The following is a 14,420-nucleotide window of genomic DNA, read 5'->3' as shown; positions in this document are numbered from 1 at the left end:
TTCGGAGAGATGTCGGCGAGCCGCAATCCGTAAGTCAGGATCAATACTCGACCCAAACGACAATCGGCCCGCCTTGCGGCGGGCCGATTAAAAACAAGGCAGTGAAATTAGCGAGGTCGCAGAGACCTCGACAATTTCGGCCCCCTTTTTGTCCAGAGATCACTCGTCGCGATAGACTTTTTCGCGCCGTTCGTGACGCTCTTGCGCCTCTATCGACAAGGTGGCGATTGGACGGGCATCAAGCCGCTTCAATCCGATCGGCTCGCCGGTTTCCTCGCAATAACCATAGGTGCCATCGTCGATGCGCTGAAGCGCCGCGTCGATTTTGGATATCAATTTGCGCTGCCGGTCACGGGCGCGCAATTCGATGGCACGGTCTGTTTCGGAGGAAGCCCGATCGGCGAGATCAGGATGATTGGCGCTTTCTTCGGCCAGGTGATCGAGTGTCTCCCGCGCTTCGCGGAGGATCTCGTTCTTCCAGGCGACGAGCTTGGCTCTGAAGTAGGCACGCTGGCTAACATTCATGAACTCGTCGTCTTCCGACAGAACGTAGCTGCTAAGATCGATCTTCTCACTCAACGCGATTCTCCTGAAGAACATCTCACTGGGCGGGTGTATATCCTTTCATTGCAAGCGGTTCAAGCCTTGCAAGCATTGAAGACACCTTTTTAAGTCTGTCACAATTTTCAGCTAAACTGCTATTTTTTAAGCATTAATTTTTGAGGACTGGTCGACACCAGAGACTTCCCCTTACGCAAGCCACTTGTGCTGCCCAACCAGCGGACAGTTGACGCGGAGGGGCGTAAGCAGCTAGGTCAGAGCTCGTTGATCTCATGCGGAACCGACGGATGACGCCCTTCCTTTCGCCTCCCACGCGCCTTTATCTGCTGCGTCATGCCAAGTCGGGCTGGGCCGAGCCGGGCGGTCGCGATTTTGACCGAACACTTTCCGACGCCGGTTTCGCCGAAGCAGAACTCGTTGCAGACGCTGCCGCAGATCGTGGCTACCGGCCGGAACTCGTCGTAAGCTCCACCGCCAGGCGATGCCGTCAGACGTTCGACGCTTTCGGACGCGCCTTTCCAGGCCTGGAAGAGGTTCGTTTCGTCGACGAACTCTACAATGCACCGGCAGATACCTATCTTGAACTTCTGGGCGCGACGCGCGGCGTCCAGTCGCTCATGTTGATTGGGCACAATCCGGCGATGGAAGAAGTCTTGGCCCACCTTTGCGGCCATGAGGTCGTCGGTCGGACAATACCGGAGGGATACCCAACCTCAGGCCTCGCAGTCCTCGAAGGGGCCGACAAAACATGGGCGCTGAAGGATTTTCTGATCGGCTGACGCCTCCCGGCAGACAGACGTGACACCGCCCTCTTTTTCCATAGTGATCGAGATCCTATATCGGAGACTGCCGGCGCAGAGCCCTGCTTCGACGTGACGACCAGCAAACCCTAGTAGGATATGACATTGCCGCCATCGCTGAGTGGACTTGTCGACGAAGCCGCCATCGCCTTCGACAACATCGCCGACCGCGCGTCGGGTCTTGTCAATCCGACGATCAGACTGGGTGTCACCGGCCTGTCGCGTGCTGGAAAGACCGTCTTCATTTCGTCATTGGTTCACAACTTGCTGCATGGTGGCCGCCTGCCGCTATTCGAACCCTTGCGTGCCGGTCGGATCGCCAGCACCCGGCTTGAAGAGCAACCAGACGATGCCGTGCCCCGTTTTCAATATGAGGACCACATCAGGGCACTGGTCCATGACCGGATCTGGCCAGATTCAACGCGCGCGATATCAGAGCTGCGCCTCACGATCGACTATCGGAGCGCCAGCACCTGGTCGCGGATGCTTTCACCAGGTCGTCTGTCGATCGACATCGTCGACTATCCGGGCGAATGGCTACTCGACTTGCCCTTGCTGGATCAGGACTACCGGACATTCAGCGAGACGACTTCAGCATTGTCCGTATCAGGCGTTCGTGCGGAACTGTCGCGGCCGTGGCGCGAGCTGGCATCAAGCCTCAATCCTGACGCCCCTGCCGACGAGATGACTGCAAGACGTCTGGCGGAAACCTTCACCACCTATCTGAGGCTCTGCAAATCAGACGAACGGTCCCTGTCCACGCTGCCTCCCGGCCGCTTTCTGATGCCGGGTGATCTGGAAGGCTCACCTGCCCTTACCTTCGCTCCGCTTCCTGTCCTGGCCGACGGCCCTGCCCCCAAGGGTTCGTTGCGTGCGATGATGGAAAGGCGATTCGAGGCTTACAAGTCCGTGGTGGTCAAACCTTTCTTTCGCGAGCATTTCGCCCGGCTCGATCGGCAGATTGTTCTCGTCGACGCCTTACAGGCGCTCAATCGCGGTCCCGAAGCTGTGCAAGACCTGGAGCGCGCCCTTGGCGATGTCCTCGCCTGTTTTCGTGCAGGCTCCAACAACATCCTGACCTCGCTGCTTCGCCGTCGGATTGACAAGGTTCTGGTTGCGGCAACAAAGGCCGATCACTTGCACCATGAGAGCCATGACCGGCTGGAAACGCTGACACGTCGACTGGTGAACCGGGCGGTGCAGACCATCGGTTCCACCGGCGCCGGGATCGAGGTCATGGCAATCGCTTCGGTTCGGGCAACACGTGAGGGAAATGTTCGCCAGGACGGCCACGACCTGCCGGTGATCGTTGGTACGCCCATAAAGGATGAGCGCATCGGCGACGAGATCTTCGACGGTGAACGCTCGACCGCAGTCTTTCCGGGCGACCTGCCGATCGATCCAGAGGCTTACTTTCGGTCGGTTGATGCCGGCGAAAGCGCCGCCGCACTCGCGGATTTGTCCATTGTCCGCTTCCGCCCGCCGCTTGTCGACAGGAAGGGATCGATCAACCTGTCGGTGCCGCATATCCGACTTGACCGCGCCCTCCAGTTCCTGCTGGGAGATCGCCTCGCATGACTCGTCCAAAAGATCCATCTTCGACCGAAACTGGACAAGACAAGCCGCGCCGACCCGCTTCCTTTGCCGTCACAAGCGATGAGAGCACGAGCGCCTCGGCTCAAAGCCCTGCCCGCGCACCGCGCAGCTTTGCCGCACCCGTCGAGATCGTGCCTGATGACCAAGACCCATTCATCGCCGGCACGGATGTCACCGAAACGCCTCAAGCTACCCCTCGCAAGCGACGCTTTTCATTTGCCAAGCTGGCAGCCGGCGCCTTCAGCCTGCTTCTGTCACTGGCGATTGGCCTTTGGACCGACCAGTTGATCCGGGATCTGTTCGCACGTGCCGACTGGTTGGGTTATACCGCAGCCGCGGCTGCCTTTGTCGGCCTTGCAGCCGTCCTCGGCCTCGTTGTGCGGGAGGGCCTCGGCCTCTACCGCCTGGAAGCCGTCCAGTCGCTGAAGGCACAAGCCGAAGCCGCTTCCGCATCACGTCTGCGGCCTCCGGCACAATCCGTTGTTGAGAAGCTTGTGTCTCTGGTCGGCCATCGTGCCGAGACGGCCCGCGGCGTGGCCGCGCTCACCGCATCAAAGGACGACATCATTGACGGCCCCCAGCTGATAGAGTTGGCCGAGCGGGAACTTCTGTCACCCCTTGACGCACAGGCCCGTAGCCTGATTCTGAACTCTGCCAAACGCGTCTCCGTCGTAACAGCCGTCAGCCCCCGTGCAGTTGTCGACCTCGCCTATGTCATCTTCGAAGTGGTGAGGCTTGTGCGCGCCATGGCAGAGCTCTATGGCGGCCGTCCAGGTTCTCTTGGCATGCTACGATTGCTGAAGGATGTCATCGCGCATTTGGCGGTCACTGGCTCGATTGCTGTCGGCGACGGCATTGCCCAACAGGTCCTCGGTCACGGCCTTGCCGCACGGCTTTCAACACGGCTCGGTGAAGGGGTAATCAATGGCCTGATGACGGCACGAATCGGTATCGCAGCTATGGACCTCTGCCGCCCCCTGCCTTTTCGGGCCAACAAGCGACCGGGAATTGGCGACTTCGTGTCAGATCTCACACCTTCGGTAACGGGAAGAGGCAGCAACACGACCATCTGAGAGCGGTCGCGACTTGACCTGTGACGTTTGTCGATTGTATCAGCGGAGACGAAAGGGTAATGCAATAATACATTAACCATTTTCCGGCTACCGTATGTGCGGGCTCACTGGTTTCTCGTACCAAGGTTTATCGATGTCTATTTGCTCCACTTCGACACTCGGCCGTTGCGCCGCGATCCTCGCCGCGGTGGCTCTGACACCGGCAACCGTTGCCGATGCGGCTTCGCGCGACAAGCGCTTCTTCGAATCCGTTGCAGGCATCTGGAAGGGGCCGGGAGAAATTGTCGCGGGCAAGTACAAAGGCACCAAGTTTACCTGCAACCTGACCGGCCTGGCCGCCGAAGGCCGAGAAACCGGCCTCAAGCTCGACGGCACTTGCCGCGTCGGCGTATTCAGCCAGCCAATGTCGGCCGTCATCTCGAACAAGGGTGATGGCTATAAGGGCCAGTTTCTCGATGGCGCAGATGGCAAGGGTCTCGATATCGTCTCCGGTCAGGTCGCCGGCAATCGTGCCGTGATGGGCATCAATCGCGCCAAGTTGAACGGCGCAATGGTGGCGCGCCTCGATGAAGATGATTCGATGAACATCACCATTTCAGTCAAGGTTGAAGATCAAATGATCCCGGTCATCGGCCTCAAGCTGAACCGTCAGGACGTCGCGCAGGCTTCAAACGACTAAGCGCCTTTTGAAACTTGAATGCTTATACGATCAACCGCGCCACCAGGCGCGGTTTTCGTTTGCAACCTGAATTCCCGTCTGATCACTCGCGCTCAACCAAGAAGCAACGCTGCGCCCGGACACGGCGAGTTCGGGACGAATGTCCGCCAGGGGCAATAAGACGAACGCCCTCTGCGTCATGCGTGGATGTGGCAGCGTCAGAACGTCCGCATGCAGTTCAATATCGCCATAAGTCAGAATATCGATATCGATCGTCCTTGGACCCCAACGCTCTGAGCGCACGCGCTTCATCTCACGCTCAATGTCGAGACACGCAAACAGCAGAGCCTCAGGCTCCAGACGTGTCTCGATTGCGGCGCAAGCATTGTAAAAATCCGCCTGATCCGTCTTGCCCCAGGGCGGCGTTCGATAGAGCCTGGACACGTCGAGCACACGACAGTCCTCCCGCTCATCCAGACGCTGCAAGGCATGCGCCATTGCGGCCGCCGGATCGTCGAGATTGCCGCCAAGACCAAGCGTCGCGAAATGCCACATGTCAGGCTCTGAACTGCTCAACGCTCACCTGTACATGGTCGAGGATCCCGGCGATCGGAGCACTCGGCTTGCGCACAGTGGCACGCACACGCAGAATTTCCGGAAACCGGTCGAGCAGACCGCGCGCAATCGCAAGCGCCAGAGCCTCGATCAACTGCCGACGCGCACCCGTCACGATTTCTTCAATGACCTGAAACGCAATGCCGTAGTGCACAGTCCCATCGAGCGTATCGGTCTCGGCGGCAGCCTCCGCATCGACATCGAATTCTGCATCGACAAAAAAGCGCTGCCCAAGCACTGCCTCCTCGGCGAAGACACCGTGATGGGCAAAGAAACTACAGTTCTTCAAGGTAATGGTGAAGATGGCCGCCATGTCAGGCGTGTCCTCCCGATTGTTCAGGCGCGCCGATTGCACGGCGCGCAGCGAGCATAGCATCCGCGACCAGCAGCGCATCCCGGTTCATCGCGACATTATGGACACGGAAAACGCAGGCACCGGCCATACGAAGGGCAACAGTGGTGGCAGCGGTCGCCACATCCCGATCCATCGCATCGCGACCTGTCAGGGCACCGAGGAAGCGCTTGCGCGAAGTACCCACCAAAAGCGGCAGTCCATAGGCTCCGAGTTCTTCGATACGGGCCATCAGACCCCAATTTTCCTGCGGCGTCTCCTTGGCAAAGCCAAATCCTGGATCGAGCACTATGGCTTCGCGACGCACGCCGGCTCGTTCTGCAATCGCAAGCGAACGATCGAGAAATGCAAACTGATCCGCGATCGGATCGGAAAGCCGCTCGCGATCGCGGCCCGTATGCATGATGCAGAGGCCGGCGCCCGCAGCAGCAACGACCTCGGCCATCGCCGGATCCCGCTGCAAGCCATAGACATCATTGATGATATGAGCACCGGCATTGAGAGCGGCAGCCGCCGTATCGGCTCTGTAGGTATCGACGGAAATCAGCGCATCGGTCGAGGCGACAAGTTCTTCGATCACCGGAATGATCCTGGCCTGCTCCTCTTTCGCATCCACCCCGGCCGCGCCCGGCCGCGTAGATTCCCCGCCGACGTCGAGAATGGCCGCACCTGCCTCAAGGCAGCCAAGAGCGTGCCGGATGGCCGCGTCCGTCGTTGCGTGCAGCCCGCCATCGGAAAAGGAGTCCGGAGTCACATTGACGATCGCCATCAGCGCGCCAATCTCACCCAACGGCAAGGAGCGCCCATGGCCAAGCTGCCAGATAAACTTGTTATCGATTGTCACCGGGCCTCTGTCGTGTTCGAGGAAAAGCTGCAAGGGTGGAAATCGCCTTCCGGCTCGGCTATGCCCCAAGGCTTCGGGGAATACAACATTGCGGATTGAAGAATGAAGAGAATACCCCGCCTCCGAACCGTTCTAATGATTGCATGTTTGGTTCTCGCCGCTTCTCCCGCAGCTCGTGCTGAAACGGTCGTGCGCAAGACAATCACCTATTTCGATATTGGCGGACGGAGTGCAGCAGATCTTGACGCGGAGTTGAGCCGCAAAGGACCACTGACCCAATCGACTGGTGGTCGTCATCCGGGCGCCACACAGATCCGCTTCGGCGGCGACGTGACCTACGCCCACAGCGCCGGTCGCTGCGCGATCGATGACGCAACTGTGACCTTGAAGACGAAACTAATTCTGCCCCGATGGAAGAACCGCCGGCGTGCCAATGCCGATCTGGGGCTGATCTGGGATGCCTTGTCCGCCGACATTAAACGTCATGAAGAGCGTCATGCCGAGATTGCCAAGCAGCATGCCTATGAACTCGAGCGCCGATTGAAGCGCTTGCGTCCGGAGGTGGACTGCGACCGGCTACAGGACCGCGTTTCTCTGGTGACGGAGGAAGTGACCCAGGCGCATGACAGAGCGCAGATGACGTTCGATCGAATCGAATCGAAAAATTTCGAAGACAGAATGATTCGGATTTTGCGCTACCGCGCACAAACGCGGCAGAAGCCGTAAAAAGTCATCCCGAACTTTTGCCAAGCGCAGATGCATGGCTGCACCAGCTTGCCCGAAACTTGCGCCACCGCCTGTGAATAACTGGCAATTTGTGAGCGTAGAACTTGCGTGAAAACTGAAATAAGGTTGTGCTCAATCAACTTGCAGCAGCAACCTCATCCAAGTTCTCCCAGGCGCGTTCTGGTGCCGCAGGTGTTTCCTCCCTCGCCTGCCTGGCGATGCGCCCAATTGCCCCGCTCCCGCAAAAGCGCGAGCGGGGCTTTTTTAGGAAAGCTCAGCCCTGCCGCTCCGGCACGTGCACGACGAGACCATCAAGATCAGCCGTAAGCTTGATCTGACAGGAAAGACGCGAGGTCGGGCGGACATCAACGGCAAAATCCAGCATGTCTTCTTCCATCGGCGACGGAGTCCCGACCTTGGCGGCCCAACCATCGTCAACATAGACATGACAGGTAGCGCAAGCACAGGCACCGCCACATTCGGCATCGATACCCGGCACCGAATTACGAACGGCATTCTCCATGACCGTCGACCCGTCCTGGGCCGCGATGTCGAAACGGGTGCCGTCGAACGCGACAATGGTAATATTGGCCATACTGTTAACCCATGCTCCGCTTGATTTTTACACGGGCGATGTCTTCCCCCAAATCCCGGGGGCAGTCAACACGCCCGACCATGCGGCCAATTGGCGGCCAATCCGGCCGCAAGCCTCTCAACGAGCAAGCTTCAAGATGAAGTGCTCAGCCGCAAGGACGGCAGCGCTGACGCTCGCGACGGTATCGGGCGTCACGCCCTTGGTTTCAATCAGTTCCGCAGCGGTGACGACATCCAGAGCGCCAACAGTCAGTGCCGAATTGCGCAACCGGGTCGCCGCCTGACGGGTTTCCGCCTGCGATGACCCGGCCGACAATGTCAGCAGACAGCCGCGCGCCTGGCGGGCAAAGCCCTGCAGGAGTTCAAGTTCCGCTCCCTTGTCGCCGCGCGTCTGCACGGCAATGGCAATCAGGTCGACCGGCCGAGTCTTGCCCGAGCCAGGTGCCCGGATGACATCGGGAGCCTCAAAGGCGATGTTCAGAGCCGCAGTCATGGAGCCGTCCTTCCGTTATCCACTTCAAAGTTCCGAACGGCACAAATGACATGAGACCATCGACACCAGGTTAAGTGTCCCAAGACGGGACAGAAAAACCTGCCAATATGGTTAATGCTTTCGAACACGCGGGGATTAAACGGTTTTCCGGCTAAACCAAGGTTGAAATACTGTTAACAAGGGCAGAGGTGCTCACCCGTCACCAAGCGCATTAATTGTATAAAAACCCCGAATGTGCCACTACGATACGGTAGTACGGGTCTGTAGCGGCAACTTGCATTGGATGCGGGCAGGAAAATATCGGGCTTGGGCGGGCTGGGACCACACATTTGGCCAGTTTCAGGTCTGAAAGGTGCCGCGTTCATTGTGGCGGTGAACAAGCAGCCGGTGTACGAAGGTGTGATCGGTGTCACGGACATGGAGCCAGACAGCGGTCGGCGTCACCGAATATGAGTGGTAACGAGGCGTAACCCTATGGCGAACAAGAAGTCTGACTCGATCGATGAAAGTGCGTTCCAGGCACTGGAAGCGGCGCTGAGCATCGACTTCGAAGACGAGGCGGCCCCTTCATCGAAGCAGGGCCCGCACGGCGATTCGGAAACGTCGGACGGCGGTGCAAAAAAACGCACGGCGGCAAACAAGCCATCGGACAAGCGTGCACAGCGCTCTGAGATGCAGTCGGAGCCTGCACCCAAGGCCCCGAACCTTGCGGCCGCAAACGACGCGACACGTCGGCCAACTTCGGTTTTGTTGCGCCAGCTTGAAAGCACCTCGATCAGCCACGCGGTTCGCAACGCCACCGTCATTTCCGGCCTGTGGATTCTCGGCGCCCTTGGTCTCACGCAATTGCTGTATGGCGCCACGATCTGGCAGGCTGATAGCGTAGCCGAGATCCTGGCCGCGCCCGGCCTGGTCGCGATTTTCGTCGGCACATTCCTGCCGATCATGCTCTTCTATGCCTTCGCCATCATGATGGCCCGCGCCCATGACCTGCGCAATGCCGCTCGATCCATGGCGGAAGTCGCACTCCGTCTTTCCGAACCGGAAACGATCGCGACCGAACGGATCATGACCGTTGGCCAGGCTGTCCGCCGCGAAGTCTCCGCGATGAATGAAGGCATCGAGCGCACAATCGCGCGCGCCACCGAGCTCGAAGCTCTGGTCCACGCCGAAGTTACCGCACTTGAACGCAGCTACACCGACAACGAATTGCGCGTCCGGAGCCTCGTGCATGAGCTGGGCGCCGAGCGCGATGCGATCGTCAACCATGCCGAGCGCATCCGCTCCTCAATCGTCGGCGCGCACGACCAGCTGAAGGAAGACCTGTCGCTCGCAACGGAAGAGATTTCCGTCCGCCTGCAGACCTCGGGCGAGGCCTTTGCCTCGATGATCGACACGCGCGCGGCGACCCTGATGGAAAAGTCGGATGCTGCGGTCAACGCACTCGGCTCGCTCCTCGCTCACAAAACCGACAACATGGTGCAGACGCTGGCTGCATCCGGGATCTCGCTGTCGTCCGAATTCGACACACAGCTCAAGAGCCTCACCGATACGCTCGGCGCCCGCGGCCGCGAACTGCTGACCGAATTCGAGACCCGCGCCTCGACCCTCGACGCCAACACCGAAAAGCTGAATTCGGCTCTGCATGATCGGGCCCGACAGCTTAATGAAACGCTGCTTGAGCGCACCCGTGACATCGCCGAGAGCCTGAAGAGCGGCGAGCGCAACATTTCCGGCTCGCTGGACGAAGTCCTGTCGACCCTCAACCTGTCGCTTGAAGAACGTGGCAAGAGCTTCCGCCAGAGCCTGCAGGCCAGCGCCGATGACGCCATCGTCGACATGGATCTTCGCTCGGGGCTGTTCGAGGAACGCTTCCAGACGACGATTGGCCAGATCAACACCACCTTCGATGACCGCGTCGCCGAATTCGCCAGCGCCTTCGACCAGCGCGCCGGCACACTCGACAGCAAGCTCATGGAGAGCCTTGCCCGCATCAACGAGACCGTCAATGGCGGCTCCGAGTCGATCGAAGGCATCCTGACGTCCAGCATCGACCGCCTGGGCACCACCCTCACCGACCAATCCCTGGCACTCGCGCTGAGCCTCGACACGAACCATCAGATGATGGACGAAACACTGTCGAGCCGCGCTCAGGAAATCGCCGATGCGATGTCGGCACGCGCCGCAGCGCTGACGGAAGGTCTGGAGACAGCCAAACGCAGGATCGAACAGGTCCTCGAAGAACGTGGCGGCGCCCTCTCCAGCGCGATCGTGGACAACCAGAGCCGCTTCGAAGAAACCTTGTCGAGCCGCGCCGAACAGGTGGTCAATGCGCTCGAGTCCAACCAGGATCGGCTTGCCGAGACTCTGGACGCCAAGAGCCGCAGCCTCGCCTCGCTGCTCGAAACCAAGAGTGCCGAAATCGCCGACACGCTCGAAACCAAGAGCCTTGAACTCGACATCACACTTTCTGGTCGCAATGCTGGTCTTACCGAAGCATTGGACGCCACGAGCCGCAATCTCGCCTCTCTGCTGGATGCCAAGAGCGCGGAAATTGCCGACACGCTCGAGACCAAGAGCCTCGAACTCGACCTGACCCTGACGGCCCGTAGCGCCGACCTTTCCGAGACCCTGAACGAGAGCCAGCGCCGCCTCGACCAGAGCCTCGAACAGCGCGCTGCCGGCATCATCGAAAGCGTTGCCGATGCAGACCGCCGCATCGATTCAGCCTTCGCCGATAAGGTTGATGTCATCCGTACGGCCTTCGTGGAAAATCAGGACCGGCTGGACATGTCGCTGGCCAGCCATACGAGCTATCTCGCATCGACCCTGGAAGACGCATCCGCTACCCTGTCCCGCACCCTCGGCGACAACACCGGCAAAATCGTTGACGTGGTCACGTCAGGTGTGAACGACATCGACAACCGTCTTGTCGGGACCCACGAGCAAATTCGCGACATCCTGGAAGGCCGCGCCCAGGCAATCGCCCAGACGCTCGACAACGGCCAGCGCTCGATTGCAGACACGCTGGGCACCGCCCAGACCACGATGGCCGACACGCTGGGCACCGCACAGCGGACACTCGCCACGACACTGGGCGATGCCCAACAGGCTCTCGATCACACGCTCAGCGAACACGGCACGTCGATCGGGGCGTCGGTCGCGGCCGGCGCGAGCATGCTGGAGATGAGCCTTGAAGATCACGAGGAAAGCCTGCGCAAGGCCATCGACGACAGCAGCCGCATGCTGGACGACCGCCTGCGCGGCACAGCCGGCGCACTGACCGAACAGATCCGTGATGCCGCAGGCGATATCACGCGCTCGGCCCAGGACTTCTCCGGCGTGGTGGAACAGTCCGTCAGTGGCATGACCTCGCGTCTCGACGAGACCAGCTCGCGTATCGAGCAGAGCCTCGGCACGCTGGAAGACCGCCTGCGCAACGGTCTCGACGGCGTCGACGCACGCGTCAACGATGCCGGCGAGAAGTTCGCGGCCCGTCTCGATGACAAGGTCTCGATCATCGAGCGCGTCAGCCAAGAATCCAGCATGCGGGTTGCCCAGGCCCTGGACGATGGCGCAGCCAAGGTCGCGGATACATTCGACACGCGCACGACCCAGATTGACGAACGTCTGAACACCATGGACCGCGCTTTGAGTGTCGGCCTTGAAAACGTCAATCGCACTATCGAAGGCAAGGCTGCCGGCCTCGCCGCTGCCCTGCGCAGCGCCGTGACCGATGCCGCCAGAGACCTCGATGCCGAAGCACAGCGCTCCGTTGAACGTCTGGCTGCCAGCGGTAACCGCCTGACCGAGCAGCTCGACGAACGCAGCACAGCTCTCAGCCGCACAGTCGAGGAACAATCCGACGAGCTCGCACGGCGCATCACCGACACGCAAAACCGTCTTGCTGGTCAGGCAGCCATGGTGGCTGAAACCTTCTCCCAGGCTGGCGACGTCATTGCCAACAAGGTGTCCAGCGCCGAAGCTCTGGTCAGCGCTCAGGTTTCGAACCTTACTGGCACCCTCACGGACGTCACCTCGACGCTCGAGCAGCGTGCTGCCGCCATTCGTGATGCGATCTCGGGCAATACCCAGGAGCTCAGTGCATCGATGGATGCCGTCGAAAAGGCGCTGGAAGCCCGCGGCAACTCGATCCGCAACGTCCTGGACGACCGCACGCGCGAACTGAACTCGATGCTGTCGACCCGCTCGGCCGAATTGTCTCGCCTGATCGACGAGAAGGCCATGCCGGTCATCGAAACCTACGCCCAGACCGGCCGTGTCGCGGCAGACCAGATCAGCGCGGCGGCCGCCGAGAGTGCAGACCGCCTGCGCGCCGAAAATCAGGCCCTTGTCGGCGCAATCAACGAACGCACAGAGCGAGCCGTCGCCTCGCTGTCGAATGCCGAGCAGAATCTGGTCGCCAGCGCAACGCAGCTGATCGATCGCCTCGGCGACAGCAATGCCGGGATCGCCAACGTCATCGAACAGGCCGTCGGCAGCATCAGCGCGCTGGACAGCCGTCTCGACTCGACAGCCGCACAGTTCAACGAGACGGCTGGCAAGGCGACCGACCTCATGTCGACTTCCAACCGCCTTCTCAGCGATCAGCTTGGCCGTCTCACGACCGTATCCGGCGAAACCCTGTCGCAGGTATCTTCGATTGTCGGTCGCTTTGGCGACCACACCAAGGTCCTTGGCAAGGCTTCGGAATTGCTCTCAGCAGCACAGTCCAATCTTGTCGGTACCCTTGAGGAGCGCCAGCAGGCACTTCGCGAGCTGTCGGTCGGCCTGGTCAAGCGCTCTGAAGAGATCGAGACCACGATGCAGGGCCTCGGCCGGATGGTCGAAACCGCCTTCGACCGCGCCGAGCAGCGTTCTGGTCAGATGGCCGGCAATTTGCGCCAGAGCGTCCAGTCGTCCTTCACCGACATCGGCCAGATCCTGAGCGAGACCGAAAAGCGTGCCCAGGGCACGGCCAACACTATGCGCGATGCCCTGCTCTCTGCTGAGAAGGAAGCGCATCTTTCGATCGAAAAGACCCTGTCGGAAGCCGAACAGCGTTCCGCAGCCCTGTCCGATCGTCTGCGCGGTGGCCTGTCGACGTCACTCGCCGACATCGACCACCTGCTGCAGGAAGCTGGCCGCCGTTCTGAAGGTGCTGCCTCGACCCTGCGCGAAGCCATGCGCCAGGCCGTTGAAGAGGCCGTGGCCCGCTTTGCCGGTGCAACGGACGAGATCCGTCGCTCGGCTGGTGACATCCGCAAGGAACTCGACATGACGCGCGACGAACTGAAGCGCGGCGCCTTCGATCTTCCTGAAGAAGCCAAAGAAAACGCAGCGGCCATGCGCCGGGCGGTTTCCGAGCAGATCAAGGCTCTCCAGGACCTGTCGCAGCTCGTAGGTCGCACCAGCCAGAACCTCGAAATCTCCGAACCGGTCGCACAGCGCGCATCGGCGCAGGCTGAAGTCCGGCGCGCAGCCACGGGCCAGATCACCTCCCAGGCCCGCCCGACGGAAACCTTTGCCCTGCGTGGCAGCCTTGACGCCACGGATGCCTCTGCACAACCTGCAGCCCGTGGCGAAGGTGGTGGCTGGATCAGCGACCTGCTGCGCGCAGCCTCGCGCGATGAAGCCTCGGAGGCGGCCCCGACCCGGCCTGCTCCCGTCGCACCACGCGCAGCACAGGAACCTGCACCGGCCGCACGCCAGGGTGACAACCGAAACCCGCGCCACATGGTTGAATCGCTGAATTCGCTGTCTGTCGACATCGCACGGGCGATCGATCATGAAGCCTCTGTCGATCTGTGGCGTCGCTATCAGCGCGGCGAGCGCGACATCTTCACCCGTCGCCTCTACACGTTGAAGGGTCAGCAGACCTTTGACGAGATCAAGCGCAAGTACGATCGCGAGCCGGAATTCCGCGTCGCCGTCGACCGCTACATCGCCGATTTCGAAAAGCTGCTCGGCGACGTCGCCCGCACCGACCGGGACAAGACGATTACCCAGTCCTACCTGACCTCCGATACCGGCAAGGTCTACACGATGCTGGCACATGCCGCAGGCCGCTTCAGCTGAAGCGGAAGCTGGCCAAAGGCTTGAACCGAC

At 60.6% G+C, this 14,420-nt stretch carries 12 protein-coding genes; 6 read left to right on the top strand and 6 right to left on the bottom strand.

Going from position 1 to position 14,420, the window contains the following annotated elements; genetic code table 11:
- Positions 1-159: 159 nt before the first annotated feature.
- Entirely contained in the window at positions 160-579 is a 420-nt protein-coding gene (gene dksA, locus ACSV9I_RS02030; protein WP_054158675.1) for an RNA polymerase-binding protein DksA, read from the bottom strand.
- Between the two features lie 269 nt (positions 580-848).
- On the opposite strand from dksA, the gene ACSV9I_RS02025 reads away from it, so the two are divergent.
- The 4 genes from ACSV9I_RS02025 (at position 849) to ACSV9I_RS02010 (ending at position 4,709) form a co-directional block, all read left to right on the top strand.
- A complete protein-coding gene (locus ACSV9I_RS02025; protein ID WP_438326835.1) occupies positions 849-1,340 on the top strand; it encodes a SixA phosphatase family protein in 492 nt (163 codons plus the stop codon).
- A 126-nt stretch (positions 1,341-1,466) separates the two neighbouring features.
- The gene (locus tag ACSV9I_RS02020; RefSeq protein WP_438326833.1) at positions 1,467-2,939 is read left to right on the top strand and encodes a YcjX family protein; all 1,473 of its coding nucleotides are present in this window, start codon (positions 1,467-1,469) and stop codon (positions 2,937-2,939) included.
- Complete coding sequence (locus ACSV9I_RS02015; RefSeq protein ID WP_438326831.1) at positions 2,936-4,030, top strand: YcjF family protein; 1,095 nt, start codon at positions 2,936-2,938, stop codon at positions 4,028-4,030. The genes ACSV9I_RS02020 and ACSV9I_RS02015 overlap by 4 nt, the downstream gene beginning before the upstream one ends.
- Positions 4,031-4,163: 133 nt before the next feature.
- On the top strand, positions 4,164-4,709 hold the full coding sequence (locus ACSV9I_RS02010; protein ID WP_054158678.1) for a hypothetical protein: 546 nt from the start codon (positions 4,164-4,166) through the stop codon (positions 4,707-4,709).
- Positions 4,710-4,739: 30 nt separating this feature from the next.
- Here the strand turns inward: ACSV9I_RS02010 and folK are convergent, their stop codons facing one another.
- The 3 genes from folK to folP are packed head-to-tail and all read right to left on the bottom strand — an operon-like array spanning position 4,740 to position 6,499.
- On the bottom strand, positions 4,740-5,243 hold the full coding sequence (folK, locus tag ACSV9I_RS02005) for a 2-amino-4-hydroxy-6-hydroxymethyldihydropteridine diphosphokinase (protein WP_438326828.1): 504 nt from the start codon (positions 5,241-5,243) through the stop codon (positions 4,740-4,742).
- Between the two features lies 1 nt (position 5,244).
- Entirely contained in the window at positions 5,245-5,616 is a 372-nt protein-coding gene (gene folB / locus ACSV9I_RS02000; protein ID WP_054158680.1) for a dihydroneopterin aldolase, read from the bottom strand.
- 1 nt (position 5,617) lies between these two features.
- The gene (gene folP, locus ACSV9I_RS01995) at positions 5,618-6,499 is read right to left on the bottom strand and encodes a dihydropteroate synthase (protein WP_438326826.1); all 882 of its coding nucleotides are present in this window, start codon (positions 6,497-6,499) and stop codon (positions 5,618-5,620) included.
- Positions 6,500-6,688: 189 nt separating this feature from the next.
- Here folP and ACSV9I_RS01990 point away from each other — a divergent pair, with 189 nt between their 5' ends.
- The gene (locus ACSV9I_RS01990) at positions 6,689-7,225 is read left to right on the top strand and encodes a DUF922 domain-containing Zn-dependent protease (RefSeq protein WP_438326824.1); all 537 of its coding nucleotides are present in this window, start codon (positions 6,689-6,691) and stop codon (positions 7,223-7,225) included.
- 274 nt (positions 7,226-7,499) lie between these two features.
- On the opposite strand, the gene ACSV9I_RS01985 is transcribed toward ACSV9I_RS01990, so the two are convergent.
- Together ACSV9I_RS01985 and ACSV9I_RS01980 are read right to left on the bottom strand one after the other, a co-directional pair.
- A complete protein-coding gene (locus tag ACSV9I_RS01985; protein ID WP_054158683.1) occupies positions 7,500-7,820 on the bottom strand; it encodes a 2Fe-2S iron-sulfur cluster-binding protein in 321 nt (106 codons plus the stop codon).
- A gap of 117 nt (positions 7,821-7,937) precedes the next feature.
- A complete protein-coding gene (locus tag ACSV9I_RS01980; protein WP_438326822.1) occupies positions 7,938-8,312 on the bottom strand; it encodes an Hpt domain-containing protein in 375 nt (124 codons plus the stop codon).
- 474 nt (positions 8,313-8,786) lie between these two features.
- On the opposite strand from ACSV9I_RS01980, the gene ACSV9I_RS01975 reads away from it, so the two are divergent.
- Positions 8,787-14,390, top strand: a complete 5,604-nt coding sequence (locus ACSV9I_RS01975; protein ID WP_438326820.1) for a hypothetical protein — start codon at positions 8,787-8,789, stop codon at positions 14,388-14,390.
- Positions 14,391-14,420: the final 30 nt, after the last annotated feature.

Source organism: Rhizobium sp. G187 (assembly GCF_051549525.1).
Lineage (GTDB): Bacteria > Pseudomonadota > Alphaproteobacteria > Rhizobiales > Rhizobiaceae > Allorhizobium.
Note: the sequence above shows the minus strand (reverse complement) of the source record. Positions and strands in the feature narration are given on the sequence as shown.

Bases quoted from the DNA above. Each gene is read 5' to 3' on its own strand.
- ACSV9I_RS01985 (WP_054158683.1), bottom strand. From the start codon at position 7,820: ATGGCCAATATTACCATTGTCGCGTTCGACGGCACCCGTTTCGACATC.
- ACSV9I_RS02010 (WP_054158678.1), top strand. From the start codon at position 4,164: ATGTCTATTTGCTCCACTTCGACACTCGGCCGTTGCGCCGCGATCCTC.
- ACSV9I_RS02025 (WP_438326835.1), top strand. From the start codon at position 849: ATGACGCCCTTCCTTTCGCCTCCCACGCGCCTTTATCTGCTGCGTCAT.
- ACSV9I_RS01980 (WP_438326822.1), bottom strand. From the start codon at position 8,312: ATGACTGCGGCTCTGAACATCGCCTTTGAGGCTCCCGATGTCATCCGG.
- folB (WP_054158680.1), bottom strand. From the start codon at position 5,616: ATGGCGGCCATCTTCACCATTACCTTGAAGAACTGTAGTTTCTTTGCC.
- folK (WP_438326828.1), bottom strand. From the start codon at position 5,243: ATGTGGCATTTCGCGACGCTTGGTCTTGGCGGCAATCTCGACGATCCG.
- ACSV9I_RS01975 (WP_438326820.1), top strand. From the start codon at position 8,787: ATGGCGAACAAGAAGTCTGACTCGATCGATGAAAGTGCGTTCCAGGCA.
- ACSV9I_RS02015 (WP_438326831.1), top strand. From the start codon at position 2,936: ATGACTCGTCCAAAAGATCCATCTTCGACCGAAACTGGACAAGACAAG.